The organism is Pseudomonas sp. AK-TSAG1-1 (genome assembly GCF_056821665.1).
The window spans coordinates 3930580-3948264 of the sequence record NZ_CM165965.1 but is presented as its reverse complement, the minus strand read 5'-3'; the positions used below and the strand labels follow the sequence as shown (position 1 = coordinate 3948264).

Below are 17685 nucleotides of genomic sequence, written 5' to 3'. Positions count from 1 at the left end.
TGCCCTTTGATGCACCTTAATAAGGATATTGCTCGTGTTACGTCAGTCTGTACTTGCCCTTCCTTTCATTACGCTGCTGCTTGGTTGTGAGGCAGAGTCTGGCTCATTGCCTAGTAGCAAGAGCCTGCCCGCGGAAAAAGTCGCCTCGATTGCGGCGACGATCAAGACAAAATACCCTGATCTTTCCAGTGAAATGCGCGACAAAGTGCTCAACACGGTTGTGAAGTCGATCGACAATATGGTGTTTGTCGAAGGTGGCCAATTTGACATGGGTGACTTTGGCTGGATTTGTGAATATGACGAGAAAGATGTTTGCACTTGGCCATGTGGGCAGGAGCCCGAGCAGCTTTGTAATATCAGTAGTAATGGTGATGATGATTTTGTGCATTCGGTGAAGTTGAGTGGTTATTATTTTTCTAAGTTTCAAGTGTCGCTTGGCGATTTTGATTTGTTTTTTACTTCGAGCGGTAAGCCGTTGTTCGACTCCGAAAAACGCAAGCGTCAAGATTTGGAGTTTCGTTATAAATCAAACTTGCCCGCGTTTACCAAGACTTGGCAAGAAGCTAAAAATTATTGTCATTGGATAGCGGAAGTAAGTGGTTATCCTGTAGATTTGCCTACGGAGGCTCAGTGGGAGTTTGCTGCTCGCAGTCGTGGTCAGCATATTCTTTTCCCTACCAATACAGGTAGTTTGGATTTTGGCAAAAACTATCCAGTCGAAGGAGAAGGCAGAACGTTTTCAATTGATCGATTCCCGCCAAATCCTCTAGGTATTTACAGTCTTGCTGGGAACGCAACTGACTGGGTTAATGATTGGTACGACGAGAATTACTACGAGCATTCGCCATCGGAAAATCCTAAAGGGCCAGAGTCAGGTGTCTATAAGGTGAAGCGTGGTTCTTACTACCCTGAAGGTCCTATGTCTGCGGCATCTATAGTTCGGCGTTGGCCCGATAAACCGGAGCAAGATGCTTACTATCCTGGCACTGGATTTCGCTGCGCTATCCAGACAGATAAAACACTTTAGTTAATAAGCAAGGCGCCTTTGGCGCCCTTGCTCAAGCCAGACCGTCAAAGTGGTTGCTGCGTTTTGCGGCTATCAAAGTTCTCTCTTTACGCCAAGGTAGACCGGGGTTCCAAGCAAGCATCCCAAAGTCTGGTGCAGTGGTATCTATATTTATCGCCAAGGTTCCGATAAAACGATTGAATTGTTGTTGTTCCATTCCGTCAAGTAGAGAGTTTAGGCGATCGAGACTATCCATTGCATTGACTTTGCTACCATCTTTCGAGCAGCATTCCAATGCTGCAATGAAGTGTCGCCAGCTGCGCAAGTGGGACAGTAGTAGAACAACAGCCTTCTCTTGTTCTTCAGCCCAACTCTCTACGAAACTTTCGGTCAATAAATGAAGCATCGGTCCGATTGTTTCCGGTGGTAGCATCTCAAGTGGTATTTTTTTACGGTTAATCGTTATTGAGCGATGGCTGATTAAGTACTTGGCAAGATTTTGTGCCTCAGTTTTAGTTGCCTTTCGGTCCTCCCACCAAAGCCCTATTTTTTGAAAGCCTTCATTAAATGCTGCGCCGGGTTGCGTCGCAATTTTGAACATTCCCCTAGCCATATAGTTGAATGCATCTTTAGTCACCGCCAGCTGATAATGGAAGTCCGCTTTCGAGAGTGCATTGCAAAACACGTAGATCAGATCACCAATTTTTTCGAGGTCTACCGACGTACCAAACCCCCCCCCCGCTCCTGGACCAAAAACCAGACTGGCTTTACAGTTGATTGCCAAACGATCCGCGCGAATCTCTATACCAAAATCAAAACCCGCCCCAATACCCAGAGCCGCGTTCCCTTCAGCCTTGACTTCAACCAAGCTCGACCAATCCGTACTGCCACTGTCGTTTGCCTGTCCTGCGACGATTTTTCCGGCGCCTTGTTTGGTCGAATCAAGCCATTTCAACGTTCCGGTCACGGTGCCGCCGCCTTGCACGCCGGCGAAAGCGTTACCCTTCACGCCCAGGCTGCCGCCGCGTCGTTTGTCGACAGCAATGTCGGGCGTGCTTAGGAGCGCGGTCGCGCCGGAGGCTTCCGCTTCTTTTGGTTTGTATTGGGCTTTGACACCGGCCTGGCCTTGCGTCGTTGCTCCAAGGAAACACGACAACTCCACCTTGCCGTCGAGTCGGAAGATACCGATATCGCTGACGACTTCCTTACCCTCGGCATTGCGGTAAGGCATGCGCACCACATAGCCGCCCTGGTTGGGGAAGAAACTCTTGAGTGCTACAGAGCCTTCGGCCAACGAGATCGCCGCGCTTCCTTTGACACCGACTTCGATGTTGCCTTTGCCCGGCTCCCAGCTGTTGATCCCGGCGCTGGCTGTTGCGGCAAAACGGAATGCATGGGCCTCGGCAGATACCGCATATTGCGCCGAGTCCGCTTCGTTAGAGGTCCAGGAGCATTCTTTGTGCAGTGCGTTGAGCAGGTTGTCGTCTTTGCTCGTCCACGAGGTGAGTTTAGCTTCGAGGCTGCCGAGAGGGCTGGTTTTGCGGCCATCGGAGACAGCTGTTCTGATGTCCTTGATCAGATTTTTGGCAAGGTTCTTATCGAACGGTTTGCCTTGCATCACTGTGGTAGGAACTTTGACGCTCCAGGTGAACTGCTGGCGAGTACGAATAGGGATGTAGTGACGTCGAGTCGGGTCACGGAAGGAAATGTATTCGACCGTTGTGATGCCGGTTTTTACCTGCTTTCCCTTCTGGATATCAGAGGTTTTTCCCTTGCCATGCTTGATGTCCGGCGCTGCACCATTGGCGCTGGTTGAGCTGTCGCCGGCCTCGGCCTTGCCTTGTGCCGCAATTCGGGTGCGCAGTGATTGAATCTCGGCATTGAGTTCTGCGACTTTTTTGGTTTGCAGACCTTTCCAGTTGCTCTCTAGAAAGTTGCCTTCGAACGCGGCCTTCGGCGTGTAATCTTGATACCAATCACGGGCCTTTTGCACAGTCGCCAGTTGGCCTTGCAGATCTTCCTTGCGTTCGATAATGGTTTTAGGTTTTTCCACTGGAGGAGGGGAGCGCTGCAACAGGCCAGCTTCTTCAGCCTTGGCGTTCCACTTATCTTTTATGCAACTCGTGCAGGAGCAAGACGCTTGGGGATCTTTGGTCTTGGTGCACTTGCTGGCTTCGGTCGCGCTGGCCAGATTTTGATGCAGCTCGTCCATCAGCTTTTTGACGAGGTCGGACTGCTGCTTGAGCTCGTTCGATTCCTTTTCCGTCAGTATGTAGAAGTGTTCTTCGCCGGTGATATGGATGACTTCAACAAGTTCATCCTTGCACTCAATGGCGCCTTTGACGGCAGTGGTGCTTTGGTTCTCTGCGTGTTTGGGAAGCGGCAGAGCTTTGGCCGAAGCTGCCGGCAGCTTCAACGTCCAGCCGGTCTTGATGTGGTTGGGGTCAGTAATGATCGGGTTCAGTGCCCGCAGATCTGCCACGGAGCATTTGTTCGCGGCGGCAATGCTGCCAAGAGTGTCGCCGCTCTTAACGGTGTAGGTGTCGCTCATTGCTCGTCGTCCTTGTAGTTACAGACTTTCCAGTTGGGTCAGCTTGTCACCCAGCGCGATATCGTCACGGGCCAGCAGTTCTGCGTCGGGCGAGCGTGTCCAGAAGGTGTCTCCGCGCATAATGGCCAAACGTAGCCAGCGTTCCTGATCGGCCATTTGCTCGTACCCCATAGCCTGGCCCGCCAGCAGTTGTCGGTGGACGAATTCAACGGTGTCCTTCGGCGGCAATGCGTCGCGGTAGTCGTCGGCAAAACGGGTGGCAATGACTTTCAACCGCCCCTGCTCTATTAGCGTCTGCCGTTGTGGGCTCAAATACAGCCATGCCGGTGGCTGGACGACTGTTTCCTGACTGTGCGGCGCCTTGGCGTAATATCGCCAGCCGATTTCGTTTCGCCAGGCCAAGCTAGTGAACGGGCCGAGAAATTGCGTTCTTTCGGCTTCGTCGAGGCTCAACAGCAAAGGTTCCAGCCAGCGCGGGTCAAAGAAACGCATCATCTGTTGTGGTTCATCATCGGTACGTACTGTCAGCAGGCTGCGCCAGTGCTCCACGCCCTGATCCAGTGACTCCGGGTTGCTCAGCCAGGCGACACAACCAGCGTCCGCCTGTTCCAGCAAAACACCGATGAAATCCGCAGCTGCACCTTTTTCTGGACACAGGACTGCGTAGGGACCGGCAGGCTGAAGATCTGCGTATGGCGTTCCTGTGAACAGCGGTATGCAACTGGGCCGGGATTGCCCGTGACCCTGATACAAGTGGCTCAACAGGTCCGGATCACAACTTCGATCCAGAATCAGACACATGACACCCGTTGTTGCAGGCTGCTTGAAGGGTGATTCAATGGAAGCAATCATGCTGAAGCGCCCGGTTGGTGAATGGGACAGCAACCTGTTGAGTCCAGATGACACGATGGCGTCGGTAGCAATACGCCAGCTTTTGACTGTGCCTTGAATGAACCCAATGAAGGTTTGACAACCTGGCCGGCCTTGTCGGCGTCGGCCTGTTTGAGGATGCCGGGCATCAGCGGGGCGGCGCCGGTGCCGCTGCCGGGGCTGCCGCCGGAGTTCATGTTGATCACCGGGCCGCTCATGGTCACGCCGCCGGCGTCGATCTTGATGAAGCTGCCGCCGCCGATCAGGGTCAACTCGGCGCCGGCTTCGAGCACGACTTTCATGCCGCTGCTCAGGTGGATTTCCTGGCCAGCGTCGATGAACTGGCCGGTGCCGATCTTGATGTGCTGGTTGACGCCCACGGTCAGGTGGTCGTTGGCGCGGGTTTCGACTTTGCGGTCGGCGTAGACGGTGTGGTGCTCTTCGGCCTTGAATTCGCTGTAGCTGTTCTTTTCGACGGTGTCGTGGCGTTCGTTGCCGACGCGGATCTTCTGGTCGTGTTCGATGTTCTCGTCCCAGTCGCGCTGGGCATGGAGGTAGATCTGCTCCTGACCTTTCTTGTCTTCAATGCGCAGTTCGTTGTAGCCGCCACCGCCCATCGAACTCAGGGTCTTGAAGGTGCTGCGGGTCTTGTTCGCCGGCAGCGCGTAGGGGACGGTGTTTTCCTTGTGGTACAGGCAGCCGCTGATCAGCGGTTGATCGGGGTCGCCTTCAAGGAAGGTGACCAGCACTTCCATGCCGATGCGCGGGATGGCGATGCCGCCGTACTGGGCGCCGGCCCAGGCGCTGGAGACGCGCAGCCAGCAACTGGTCTTGTCGTCGGCCTGGCCTTCGCGGTCCCAGTGGAATTGCACTTTGACCCGGCCGTACTGGTCGCAATGGATCTCTTCGCCTTTGGGGCCGGTCACCACGGCGCTCTGACTGCCGAGGATGCGCGGTTTCGGGTGGCGCAGCGGTGGACGGTTCGGCACGTCCCACGGGGTCGCCTGAAAGCGGTTGCGATAGCCCTGATGGAAGTCGTCTTTCAATGCGGTGGTGTCGCTGGTCACCGACTCCTCGAGCACTTGCGGCTGTTTGCCTTCGTGCAGGACTTCGGTGAGCAGCCACAGGTCGTTCCACTTGGCCTTCGGGTGCTCGGTCAGGGCGAGGAAATGGCCGCAGACCAGCAGCGGCTGGTCGCTCTTGCCTTCGGCGAGCTGGAAGTCGCTGCGGTGGCGTTCGAGGGCGCGTTTGGCCAGGTGCTTGCCGCGCTCGCGGTCGATGAAGCGGCCCGGGTAGTCGTAGTCTTCGAGGTCGGGCAGGGCGTCGCCACGGTTTTCGCTTTCCAGCGTCAGGCGTGGTTTTTCGAAGTCGTAGTCGCGGCGCGTGGTGCGGCTGGTGCGGGTTTCCAGGCGCAGGTCGAAACGCTTGATCACCGGGTTGCTGGCGACCATGCCGGAGTCTTGCTGGTAGGCCACAGGCTTGAGTTTCGGGAACACCGTCTGATCATCGCCGAACACCAGCTTGTGCGCCGTGGCGCTGTGCTGGAAGTGGTAGTGGATACCTTCTTCCTCGCACAGACGCTGGATGAAATGCAGGTCCGATTCATCGTATTGCACGCAGTAGATGCGCTCGGGATAGATCGAACCGGTCTTGAATTCGTAGGCGTTGCTCTGGATGCCGTGTTCTTCGAGGACCATGCCGATGATTTTCGGCACCGTGAGGTTCTGGAAGATGCGTTGGTTGACGCGGTGCGCCAGGTACGACAATTGCGGGCGCAGGGTCACCGAATAACGGGTCAGGCGTTTGCCCGAGTCACCTTGTGCGGCGCGATAGATCTGGCCGTGGATGCCGCTGCCATCGGGCGACAGCTGCAGGAAGGCAGGTTTGTGCAGCAGGGTTTCGAGGTCCAGCGACGGCTGCTCACTGACCAGCTCCACCTCAAATACAAAAGGCTGGCTGATGGCTTCCCGGCCGGTCAGGGTGAATACCTGAAAATCGGCGGAGAGCCCTTCGATGGTCAGGGCAAAGTGGGTTTCATTGGCCGGCGCGAACATCCCTTGTTCCTCGTGCTGTACAGCGGCGTTCGTCGACAACCGCAAGGCGGTTCAACGCACGCGAAATTCTGGAGGGGCGTAAACAACATCGACCAGCAGGGCTGGTCGATGCTTGTAACGATCAGCCGTAATTAAACGACTGGAGCACGCCAGTCATCGGAACCCGAAGTACCGGATACTTCGTGGGTCCAGGTGATTTTGCGGTAGGTGAACTGCACTTCTTCCAGGTGGGTGAAGTGCGAGTTGCCTGGATCCTGGCAGTTGTGCATTTTGTTGTTGATGGCGACGATGATCGCGTCTTCCAGTTTGGTGGTGTAGTAGTGCTCTTGAGTACCTTGAGCAGAAGTACGGTACCACTGGATAACGATTTCGCTCATGCGCTCGCCGGAGGTCAGAGCAGCTTGCAGCAGAGGCGAAGCCTTGTCGTAGACCTTGGTGATCACAACTGGCTTGTGAACGCGCTGACCGGTTGGCTGACCGGATTGTGGGTCACGCGGGATGATCACGTCGTGGCTGAAAGCCTGAACCATGACCTGGTCTTCGTGGCCTTCCTGGTAGGTGTTGCCAACGGAGTCGGCGGTGAAGGCGCCGGCAGTGATCAGGCCTTGTTTCTCGCCGGTAACCGACATGTACGCTGGTGTTGCCATGGGGTGCTCTCCTTGCGGAATAAATTTAGGGTGCCCGGGGCGGAATCGCCCGGTGGGTGCCTGACTGTTATCAAGGAGCGTGCCAGGTTTGCTGAAGGTCCCGGAAGCCGGGGGTGAAGTGGCTCTAGTCTGCGGTTGGAGCGATGTTTTTCACTGAATCGAGGTCGAAAGTGCGCAACTTCTTGCGCAGTACTGCGCAAGAAGTTGCGCACTTGGCTGCGAGCCACGCCAATCAAGGCCTGTAGCGTGATGGGTGGTCTTTTTCGCCAAACAAGTGCGCAAGAAGTTGCGCAGCAAGGCCAAGTGCCATCATCGAGCGCTTGAAACGATCCGTCTTGATCGACGGTCAATCACTCACGACCACGCCGAAGGCGTACGAACATTCCCCGCATCGAGTGAGAGCGACATGAAAATCCTGATGGTTTTAACGTCCCACGAGCAACTGGGTGATACCGGTAAGAAAACCGGTTTCTGGCTGGAAGAATTCGCCGCGCCTTACTACGTGTTCAAGGACGCCGGCGCGCAACTGACGCTGGCCTCGCCCAAGGGCGGTCAGCCACCACTGGACCCGAAGAGTGACGAGCCGGACGCACAGACCGCCGCGACCGAGCGCTTTCGCAAGGACTCCGCTGCGCAATCGGCTCTGGCCTCGACGGTCAGACTGGACGCGGTGCAGGCTGCGGACTTCGATGCCGTGTTCTATCCCGGTGGACACGGCCCGTTGTGGGACCTGGCTGAAGACCGCCATTGCATTGCCTTGATCGAAGCGTTTTACAACGCTGGCAAGCCAGTGGCGGCGGTGTGTCATGCGCCCGGCGTGCTGCGTCATGCCAAAGGTGCGGACGGTCAGCCGCTGGTCAACGGTAAGCAAGTGACGGGCTTCACCAACAGTGAAGAGGAGGCGGTAGGGCTGACCAACGTGGTGCCGTTTCTGGTGGAAGACGAGCTCAAGGCCAAGGGCGGGATCTTCTCCAAGGGTGCGGACTGGTCGAGCTACACCCGTGAGGACGGGCTGCTGCTGACCGGGCAGAATCCGGCGTCGTCGGAAGAGACGGCGTTCGCGCTGTTGTCGCGACTGCGCTGATAGCAGCACTTGATTCTGTGGCGAGGGAGCTTGCTCCCTCGCCACATTCAGATCAGTTTCAACCCCAAAACCCGGGCACACTCTTCAATCGAACGCCGCTGCGTCTCGGCATACAACCCCAGCTCATCAATGGTCGAACGCCCCAAGGCCTGTTCGAACGCCTGGCGGTTTGAGTGTTCGCCATAGTGCGTCTGCGCCGCATCACCAAGGTTCGACTGAAAAATCCCCGCCGCGCTGACCGGCAGGAAATCTTCGTACACCAGCGGTTCGGCTTTCATATGCCCATCGCGCAGCAGATCTTCCAGCGACGCCGGCGAGGGCGCACCCGCTGCCAGGCCTTTTTCCGTAGCGAAGTAGCGAAAGTACGCCAGATCCTGTGCGCGCATGCCTTCGACGCTGTCAGGAAATTCGCCAAAGTGTTGGGTCATCAGCGCGTTGTAACGTGCGGCGTTGCATTCGTTGGGGAAGTCACCGAGTTCATCGCGCGCGGCATTCAGCAAGCGGTCATACAATGCCCGACCTTTAGGTGTCAGCGCCGCACCGCGTTGCTCGATCTCGCCGAAACGCGCGCTGTGGCTGCCGTGGGTGCCGTGCTGGTCCGTGAAGGCGATCGGCTCGTCCAGCGCCTTGAAACTGGTCTGGCGCAGCAGGATCGGGCAGTGCCGGCGCGGCGGACCTTCGATCACCGCTTTGGGGGTGATGCCGTGCACCGGCATTTGCGCCTGAACGATGTCGATGTCCAGCGTGCGCGGAGTCAGGTGATTGATGTGCGGGCCTTTGAATGCCACCACATCGGCGATCAAACGGTGCTGGGCGCTGAGCGTGCGGTACTGCTCAGCGGTGACGGTTGCGCTGTGATGCCAGCGAAAGGTCTCCAGTGCCTGCAGGACAAATTCCGCCGCCTCATGCTCATTCAGGCCACCGGCCGCTTCCGCCTGATCGATCAGCCTTAGCGCCTGCGAGGTAAAGATCGAGCGCTGGCTCAACACCGACTCGGCGAACGTGCGCAACTCGGGATCTTCGATCAACTCCAGGCGCAACAGCGAAGTGAACACCCGAAACGGACTGACCTGCAGCGCCGCTTCGTGCACCGCGCGAAACGCCGTGGAGTGCACCGGTACGCCCGCCGGGGTCAGGTCGTAATAACCCACCGGTTGCATGCCCATCACCGCGAACAGGCGGGCGAGGGTCGCCAGCTCTTTGCCGGTGCCAACGCGGATCGCGCCATGGCGCTCCATGTCCAGGCGCTCGATCTCGCCGGTGCCGTGCAACTGCCGGGCGATGTGCGGCTCGCGTGCCAACACCTCGCGGTTGGTCTGCTCCACCAGTTCCATAAGTGCGCCGTACAACGGCACTTCTTCGCGGTACATGTCGGACATCGCTTTGGAGAAGCGTTGGCGGATCAGGTCGGGGCTGACGAAAGGCTGCACGGTCATGAAAAAAATTCCTGCCACGGTCATGTAAAGAATGGAGGAAAAGATCGCAGCCTTCGTCGACGGCGGCAAACGAAGAATCCTACGGACTTCATTCTGCCAACGACTGATCCACCAGTTCTATCCAGTGCGAAACCTGCGTGCGGCCGGCGCCGGCCAGATGATGCTGGCAACCGACGTTGGCGGTGACGATCAGGTCCGGGCGCCCGCTCTCCAAGGCATTGAGGCGGTTGTCGCGCAGTTGCCGAGCGAGGGTTGGTTGCGTCAGTGAATAGGTGCCGGCAGAACCGCAACACAGATGCCCGTCCGGCACCGGCGTGAGATTAAATCCGAGGCGGGTCAGCAGCGCTTCCACCGCGCCGCCGAGTTTCAGCGCATGTTGCAGGGTACAGGGGCAGTGCACGGCGATCCGCCGTTGGCTGGCGGCACACACTTTCTCCAGTGGTTCGTGCGCGAGGATTTGCACCAGATCCAGCGTCCGTTCACTGATCTGCCGCGCCTTGTCGGCGTAGCGCGGGTCCTGCGCCAGCAAGTGCCCGTAGTCCTTGATGAACGCGCCGCAACCGCTGGCCGTCTGCACGATCGCTTCGGCGCCGTTTTCCAGGTGTGGCCACCAGGCGTCGATGTTCTGCCGGGCGCGGTCGAGGCCCTTGGCCTGGGCGTCGAGGTGATAGTCCAGCGCACCACAGCAACCGGCCTCGGCCACTGGAATGACGCTAATCCCCAGCCGATCGAGCACCCGCGCCGTCGCGTCGTTGGTATTCGGCGACAGGCCCGGTTGCACGCAGCCTTCGAGCAGCAACACCCGGCGCGTATGGCGCGGAGCAGGGCGTGTGCCGGACACTGGCGCGCGTTGCGGCAATTTGCTTTCGAAGCTTCGCGGTAGCAGCGGCCGAAACGTTGTGCCGACCCGCAGCAATCCCTTGAACACCCCGGGGTTCGGCGCCAGTGCGCGCAAGCCCTCGCGCAACAAACGCTGGGCAGCGGGGCGCGGCACGGCCCGGTCGACCACCGCCCGGCCAATGTCGAGCAGGTTGTGATAGTCGACGCCGGAAGGGCAGGTGGTTTCGCAATTGCGGCAGGACAGGCAGCGATCCAGATGCAGTTGAGTCTGCTCGGTGGCCGGGGCGCCTTCGAGCACTTGCTTGATCAGGTAGATGCGCCCGCGCGGCCCGTCGAGCTCATCACCGAGCAATTGATACGTCGGGCAGGTCGCGTTGCAAAACCCGCAATGCACGCAGGTGCGCAGAATCTTTTCCGCCTCGGCAGCACGCGGCAGTTGTCGGGCTTGTTCGCTGAGGGTGGTCTGCATGGCTAGAACTCCGCGTACATCCGGCCGGGGTTGAACAGCCCTTGCGGGTCGAGTTGCGCCTTGAGCTGGCGGTGATAGCGCAGCAATGCCGGGGCCAGCGGCTGGAACGGTGTATCGCTGGCGCCATGGGTGAAGCAGGTGGCGTGGCCGCCGAGTTCCTGGGCGAGGATCTGAATGTGTTCGTGCTCGGATTTCAGCCAGCGTTGCGCGCCGGCCCAGTCGATCAACTGCTGGCCGGGCAAGTCCTGCGGCCCGAGATCGTTCGGCAGCGACAGGCGCCACAGCGGCAGGCCCTCGTCAAAAAATGCCAGGCGTTGTTCGTTCAAATCACGCCAGAACACCGAGTCCAGCGGCTCGCCGCCAAGGCGTTGATGGGCGGCGGTCACCGAACCTTCGCCACCCTCCAGGCGCAGATACAGGCTTTGCCCGTCATGACAGGCGCCGCTGATCGGCAAGGGTTGCTGGCCCCATTCGGCCAGTTTGGCCAGCGCCCGGGTGCAATCGAGGTCGAGGCGGATGCTCAGGCACTGACGCGGTTTTGGCAGGACTTTCAGCGAGACTTCGGTGAGCACGCCGAGGCAGCCGAAACTGCCGGTCAGCAGGCGCGAGAGGTCATAGCCAGCGACGTTTTTCATCACTTCGCCGCCGAAGCGCAGGTGCTCGCCGAGGCCGGTGATCACCCGGGTGCCGAGGACAAAATCGCGCACCGAGCCGGACCATGGCCGTCGCGGCCCGGACAGTCCGGTGGCGATCATCCCGCCGACCGTGGCGCTGTCGCCGAAGGCCGGCGGCTCGCACGGCAGCATCTGCCCGGCCGCGTCGAGCGCCTCCAGCAACTCGCGCAACGGCGTACCGGCGCGCACGCTGACCACCAGTTCTGTCGGTTCATAGCGCACGATGCCGCGGTGCACACGGGTGTCGAGCACTTCACCGGCCACCTCGCGGCCAAGAAACGCCTTGCTGTTGCCGCCCTGGATTTTCAGCGGCGTGGCGTTGGCCCGGGCCTCGTTGACTTGATCGAGCAAGGCGCTGCTGGCGTCGACGTCAGCCATCAGAAGCGCTCCAGCTCAGGGAACGGCAGTTGCCCGGCATGAATGTGCATCGCGCCAAATTCCGCGCAGCGATGCAGGGTCGGGATGTTCTTGCCGGGATTGAGCAGGCCTTGCGGGTCGAATGCGGCTTTTACCGCGTGGAACAGGGTCAATTCAGCGCTGTTGAATTGCGCGCACATCTGATTGATTTTCTCGCGGCCGACCCCGTGTTCGCCGGTGATGCTGCCGCCAACCTGCACGCACAGTTCCAGAATCTTGCCACCCAACGCTTCCGCGCGATGCAGTTCGCCGGGCTGGTTGGCGTCGAACAGAATCAGCGGGTGCATGTTGCCGTCGCCGGCATGAAACACGTTGGCGACGCGCAAGCCGTATTCGGCGCCGAGGCGGGCAATGCCTTGCAGTACACCGGGCAACTCGCGGCGCGGAATGGTGCCGTCCATGCAGTAGTAGTCGGGTGACAAGCGGCCGATGGCTGGAAAGGCGTTTTTGCGCCCGGCCCAGAAACGTACGCGCTCGGCCTCGTCGCGGGCCTGCCGCACCTCGCTGGCGCCGGCCTGGGTCATGACCTCGCGAACTCGCAGGCAATCGTCGTGGACGTCCGCTTCGACGCCATCGAGTTCGCACAGCAGGATCGCCTCGGCATCGACCGGATAACCGGCGTGAATGAAATCTTCGGCGGCGCGGATCGCCAGATTGTCCATCATCTCGAGGCCGCCGGGGATGATGCCCGCCGCGATGATGTCGGCCACGGCGCGGCCAGCCTTTTCCACCGAGTCGAAACTGGCCAGCAAGACCTTGGCGACTTGCGGTTTTGGCAGCAGTTTGACCGTGACTTCGGTGATGATCCCCAACAGACCTTCGGAGCCGGTGAACAGCGCGAGCAAATCGAAACCCGGCGCATCGAGGGCGTCGCTGCCCAGGGTCAGGCGTTCGCCTTCGATGGTCAGCACTTCGATCTTCAGCAGGTTGTGCACGGTCAGGCCGTACTTGAGGCAATGCACGCCACCGGCGTTTTCCGCGACGTTGCCGCCGATCGAGCAAGCGATTTGCGATGACGGGTCCGGCGCGTAATACAGGCCGAACGGTGCCGCGGCCTGGGAAATCGCCAGGTTGCGCACTCCGGGTTGAACCCGCGCGGTGCGGGCTGCCGGGTCGATGTGGAGGATGTTGTTGAACCGCGCCATCACCAGCAACAGACCTTTTTCCAGTGGCAGCGCACCGCCCGACAACCCGGTGCCGGCACCACGGGCAACCACCGGCACATTGCGTTGATGGCAGAGCTTGAGCAGGGTCTGCACCTGGTCGAGTCGCCGGGGCAGGGCGACCAGCATTGGCGTGGTGCGATAGGCCGACAGACCGTCGCACTCGTAAGGCTTGAGTTCGTCTTCGCGCCAGAGAATGTCGAGGTCGGGCACGGCATGCTGCAAGGCCTTGAGCAATTGCGCTTTGTCGACCTCGGGGAGCGGCCCGTCGAGGCGCTCGTCATAAAGAATGTTCATCGCTGGTTGCCCAGAAACTCCCGATACAACCGCGCGGTGTTGGTCGGTTGCTCGACCATCGGCATGTGCCCGACGCCATCCCACACGTCGACCCGCAGATTGGCGATGCCCTTGCTCCAGATCGGTACGCTGCTGACGTCGATCAAGCGATCCTTGCGTCCCCACAACAGCAGCGCCGGGCATTTGATCTCGGCGAGTTTCGGCTCCATCGGCGGGCTGGCGCGAAAATCGCGGAAGATCTCTTCCAGTTCGTCGCGCTGACGCTCATAACGCTGCGCGATGGCGTCCAGAACCAGCCCGGGCACCCACGGCGGCGAGGCCATGGTCATGGCATAAAACTGGCGGAACTCTTCGCGGGAATTGATCAGGAACGGGTTATGCCCGCGGGCCAGGTGGCGCTCCATGTCGCTGGCCTGCGGTGCGGTCACGCCGGCCGGATCGATCAATGCCACCGAGGCAATCCGCTCCGGATAGGTCGCCGCCAGCCACGCTGCGATGTAGCCGCCCATCGAATTGCCGATCACGTGGACTTTCTCCACGCCGCAGACGTCGAGCAGCTGGATCATGCGCTTGGCCTGCAGCGGGATATCGTAGCCGCCACCGGCCTTGAAGCCGGTTTCACCGTGGCCGGCCAGGTCCGGGATGATCACCCGGTACTGGCGGACAAAATGCCGGGCGAAGCGCAGCCACAGGTTCTTGTCGGCGCTGTAGCCATGCAGCATCAGGATCGCGCTGGCCGCTTCATAGGGGCCACCTTGCCACGTCGATACCGTCATTTCGGCGATCGGCACCTCGATTTTGTGCAGCTTATAGAGTTTGGCCTCGAGGGCCATGCTCAGGTCGTACAGCCAATGACCCACCGCCGGGTAACTCAACCAGCTCCAGGCCACGAAAACCGCGAGAGCGACAAACAGCAAAAGCATCGACGTCTTCCTTTTACGTGTTCAGGACAGAATGTGGTCAGCCGGTTTCAACGCCCGGGTCAACCGGTAGTAGCTGAAACTGAAGCCGGGAAAAATCGCGATCACATGACCGCTTTTGCTCTGATACCAACTGTGACAGCCGCCGGACTTCCATACCGTGCGCTCCATCTCACGGTGGATCATTGCAGTGTAGGTACGTTCCGCTTCGGGGCGTACTTCGATGCTGCGCAGGTTTTTGGCCTGCAGTGTGTGAATGCAGTCGAGGATGTAGTTCATCTGCGCCTCGATGATGAACAGCGCCGAGGTATGCCCGATGCCGGTGTTCGGTCCGGTAACGATGAACAGGTTGGGAAAGTCCGGCAGGCTTGTGCCCAGGTAGGCGCGCGGGTACTGCGCCCACACGTTCTTGAGCTGCACGCCGTGCTTGCCGGTCACCGGGTAGGAGACCACGCCGTCGGTGGCGTCGTAGCCGGTCGACCAGACAATCAGGTCAACCTCGATGTGTTGGCCGTCCGTCGTGGTGATTCCGCTTTCATCGATGTCGGCGATGCCTTGCTCGCGGCTGTGCAGTGTGACATTGGGCCGGGTCAGCGCCGGGTAATAGGTGCTGGAAAGCAGGATGCGCTTGCAGCCGATGGTGAAGTCCGGGGTGAGTTTTTCGCGCAACAGCGGATCCGGTACCTGTTGCTTGAGAAAGCGCAGCGCCTGGCGCTGGACCATGTGAATCGCCGGTTTTGAATATTTGAAGGCGATCACCCGGGTTTCGAATTGCCAGTAGAGCAACCAGCGCAGCAGTTTGTAGGCCGGCTTCAAGCCCAGCAGCCAGCGCTGAAAACGTCCGAACGTACGATCGGGCCGAGGCAACACCCAATGCGGCGTACGCTGGAACACATGCAGTTGTTCGACCTCGGGGGCAATCGCCGGAATCACCTGCGCAGCACTGGCGCCACTGCCGACGATGGCCACGCGTTTACCGCGGTAGTCGTAGCTGTGATCCCAGTTGTTGGTATGAAAAGTCTTGCCCTGAAAGCGATCGAGGCCGGGGAAGGGCGGTATTACCGGTTGGCTCAACGGCCCGCTGGCGTTGATCACGAATTGCGCGTGAAAGGTGCCCTTGGCGCTGGTGTACACGGCCCAGCGCTGTTGCACCTCGTCCCATTCGATACGCTCGACATTGGCCTGCAGTTCGACATGTTCGCGCAGGCCGAAGCGGTCGATGACGTGTTCGGTGTAGCGGTGCAGTTCGGCCTGCGCGGCGAACATCTGCGTCCAGCGGTATGGCGCGAAGGACAGCGAGTACAGCGGCGAGGGCACATCCACCGCAGCACCGGGGTAGGTGTTCTGGCACCAGGTGCCGCCGAAGAAGTCGCGTCTTTCCAGCAGGCGAAAATCGTCGATCCCGGCCTTGAGCAAATTGACCGCCGCACACTGGCCACCAAATCCGCTGCCGATGATCAACACTCGGTAGGTCTGCATGGGCTTCCTTCTTATAGTCGTTTTTCCGTTTTCATCCTTTCAGGTATAGCTAAATATTTGCATTGTGGGAGTGGGCTTGCTCACGAAAGCGGCGGGCCATTCAACAATGATGCTGGCTGCCCCACCGCCTTCGGGAGCAAGCCCCCTCCCACAGGGAACTGTATTCCAGGCAGTTGCTGCACTTTGCTCCGAGGCAGCGAAACACAGTCGCCCCCTGACACACCACAATCCCCATGTGGGAGTGGGCTTGCTCACGAAAGCGGCGGGCCATTCACCGATGATGTTGGCTGCCCCACCGCCTTCGGGAGCAAGCCCCCTCCCACAGGAATCTGTATTCCAGGCAGTTGCTGCACTTTGCTCCGAGGCAACGAAACACAGTCGACCCTGACACACCACAAATCCCCTGTGGGAGTGGGCTTGCTCACGAAAGCGGTGGGTCATTCACCGATGATATTGGCTGCCCCACCGCCTTCGGGAGCAAGCCCCCTCCCACAGTGCGATTTATCGGGGTTGCGGTGGCTGGCCGGTGATGGCTATTTAACGGCTGCCTGTTAGACTTCCAGCACACGCGTCTGACGGTGTGCGCAGGTTCCGTTGAGTGGTCGAGGCCCTTATGCGAAACAAGGGGGGAAAGGGACTTTCATTGGCCAGGAGGCTTTATACATCGCGAACCCTCGGGCTGGTGCTGGGGCTTTTGTGCGTGAGTGCGGCGATGTACCCGCTCGACCCGCCGCAGTGGGTTTGGGCACTGATGCTGTTCAATGGCCTGATCTGGCCGCACCTGGCGTTCCAATGGGCGCGTCGCTCCAGCGTTCCCTACCACGCCGAACACCGCAATCTGTTGGTCGACGCGTTTATGGGCGGCTTCTGGGTCGCCGCCATGCATTTCAATCCGCTGCCCAGTGCCACCACCATTTCGATGATGGCGATGAACAACGTCGCCATCGGCGGACTGCGTTTTCTCGCCGCAGGCCTGGCGGCGCAGATCCTCGGCATCGGCGTCGGCCTGGTGGTTTTCGCCCCGGCGTTCATCCCGCAAACCTCACCCTTGCAACTGTATGCGTGCCTGCCATTGCTGATGCTGTACCCGTTGGCGCTGGGCTGGATCTGCTTTCGCCAGGCCTACACGCTGGGGCTGCACAAGCGTGAATTGCTGGCCCTGAGCCGCACCGACAGCCTCACCGGGTTGCTCAATCATGGCGCCTGGAAAGATCAACTGGAAATCGAATTTCAACGCTGCCGCCGGCAGCATCAGGGCGCGGCGATTGCGTTGATCGACATCGATCATTTCAAGTCGATCAACGACACCTACGGTCACGTGGCAGGCGACATTGTGCTGCGACAGCTGAGCAAGATCCTCAAGCAGAACCTGCGCGCCGCCGACGTGGCCGGACGTTACGGCGGTGACGAATTCTGCGTGATCCTGCCGGACTTGCCGCTGTTCAATGCCGCGCAGGCCATGGAGGCCTTGCGCGAGCGTTTCGCCACGCTGGGTTACGAGCAGAATCCGGCACTCAAGGTCAGCCTGAGCATTGGTCTGGCGGCCTATGATCCGCTCCATGGCGATGCGACCCGGTGGCTCAACGATGCTGATCAGGCGTTGTACGAGGCCAAGGCCACCGGACGCAATCGGGTGATCTGCAACAGTGATAATCGGCCGAAGCGTGAATTGCTCGATTCGGTCTGACTGCCCACCACAATTCCCTTTGTAGGCGTGAGCCTGCTCGCGATTGCAATCTATCAGTAACCCGGGTGTTGACCGATATAACGCTATCGCG

General features: G+C 59.5%; 13 protein-coding genes. 3 read left to right on the top strand and 10 right to left on the bottom strand.

Going from position 1 to position 17685, the window contains the following annotated elements:
• Window positions 1–34: 34 nt before the first annotated feature.
• On the top strand, window positions 35–1027 hold the full coding sequence (locus tag AC1UK9_RS17485) for a formylglycine-generating enzyme family protein (protein WP_482578127.1): 993 nt from the start codon (window positions 35–37) through the stop codon (window positions 1025–1027).
• 31 nt (window positions 1028–1058) lie between these two features.
• On the opposite strand, the gene AC1UK9_RS17480 is transcribed toward AC1UK9_RS17485, so the two are convergent.
• The 4 genes from AC1UK9_RS17480 to AC1UK9_RS17465 form a co-directional block, all read right to left on the bottom strand.
• Complete coding sequence (locus AC1UK9_RS17480) at window positions 1059–3557, bottom strand: LysM peptidoglycan-binding domain-containing protein (protein WP_482578126.1); 2499 nt, start codon at window positions 3555–3557, stop codon at window positions 1059–1061.
• Between the two features lie 18 nt (window positions 3558–3575).
• A complete protein-coding gene (locus AC1UK9_RS17475) occupies window positions 3576–4409 on the bottom strand; it encodes a DUF4123 domain-containing protein (RefSeq protein WP_482578125.1) in 834 nt (277 codons plus the stop codon).
• On the bottom strand, window positions 4406–6481 hold the full coding sequence (locus AC1UK9_RS17470; RefSeq protein WP_482578124.1) for a type VI secretion system Vgr family protein: 2076 nt from the start codon (window positions 6479–6481) through the stop codon (window positions 4406–4408). Before AC1UK9_RS17470 ends, AC1UK9_RS17475 begins: the two co-directional genes overlap by 4 nt.
• Window positions 6482–6612: 131 nt before the next feature.
• Window positions 6613–7128, bottom strand: coding sequence for an Hcp family type VI secretion system effector (locus AC1UK9_RS17465; RefSeq protein WP_047601845.1), 516 nt, complete (start codon window positions 7126–7128; stop codon window positions 6613–6615).
• Window positions 7129–7534: 406 nt separating this feature from the next.
• Here AC1UK9_RS17465 and AC1UK9_RS17460 point away from each other — a divergent pair, with 406 nt between their 5' ends.
• A complete protein-coding gene (locus AC1UK9_RS17460) occupies window positions 7535–8212 on the top strand; it encodes a type 1 glutamine amidotransferase domain-containing protein (RefSeq protein WP_473012964.1) in 678 nt (225 codons plus the stop codon).
• A 47-nt stretch (window positions 8213–8259) separates the two neighbouring features.
• On the opposite strand, the gene hglS is transcribed toward AC1UK9_RS17460, so the two are convergent.
• The 6 genes from hglS to AC1UK9_RS17430 form a co-directional block, all read right to left on the bottom strand.
• Complete coding sequence (gene hglS, locus AC1UK9_RS17455; RefSeq protein ID WP_482578123.1) at window positions 8260–9648, bottom strand: 2-oxoadipate dioxygenase/decarboxylase HglS; 1389 nt, start codon at window positions 9646–9648, stop codon at window positions 8260–8262.
• Window positions 9649–9736: 88 nt separating this feature from the next.
• Window positions 9737–10957 (bottom strand): glycolate oxidase subunit GlcF, encoded by a 1221-nt coding sequence (glcF, locus tag AC1UK9_RS17450; RefSeq protein WP_482578122.1) that lies wholly within the window; start codon window positions 10955–10957, stop codon window positions 9737–9739.
• A gap of 2 nt (window positions 10958–10959) precedes the next feature.
• Window positions 10960–12009 (bottom strand): glycolate oxidase subunit GlcE, encoded by a 1050-nt coding sequence (gene glcE / locus AC1UK9_RS17445; RefSeq protein WP_482578121.1) that lies wholly within the window; start codon window positions 12007–12009, stop codon window positions 10960–10962.
• Entirely contained in the window at window positions 12009–13508 is a 1500-nt protein-coding gene (gene glcD / locus AC1UK9_RS17440) for a glycolate oxidase subunit GlcD (RefSeq protein ID WP_482578120.1), read from the bottom strand. The genes glcE and glcD overlap by 1 nt, the downstream gene beginning before the upstream one ends.
• The gene (locus AC1UK9_RS17435) at window positions 13505–14431 is read right to left on the bottom strand and encodes an alpha/beta fold hydrolase (protein ID WP_025111246.1); all 927 of its coding nucleotides are present in this window, start codon (window positions 14429–14431) and stop codon (window positions 13505–13507) included. The genes glcD and AC1UK9_RS17435 overlap by 4 nt, the downstream gene beginning before the upstream one ends.
• A 21-nt stretch (window positions 14432–14452) precedes the next feature.
• The gene (locus tag AC1UK9_RS17430) at window positions 14453–15907 is read right to left on the bottom strand and encodes a flavin-containing monooxygenase (RefSeq protein ID WP_482578119.1); all 1455 of its coding nucleotides are present in this window, start codon (window positions 15905–15907) and stop codon (window positions 14453–14455) included.
• Window positions 15908–16520: 613 nt separating this feature from the next.
• Between AC1UK9_RS17430 and AC1UK9_RS17425 the strand changes: the two genes are divergently transcribed.
• Complete coding sequence (locus tag AC1UK9_RS17425) at window positions 16521–17594, top strand: diguanylate cyclase (RefSeq protein ID WP_473012958.1); 1074 nt, start codon at window positions 16521–16523, stop codon at window positions 17592–17594.
• Window positions 17595–17685 lie beyond the last annotated feature (91 nt).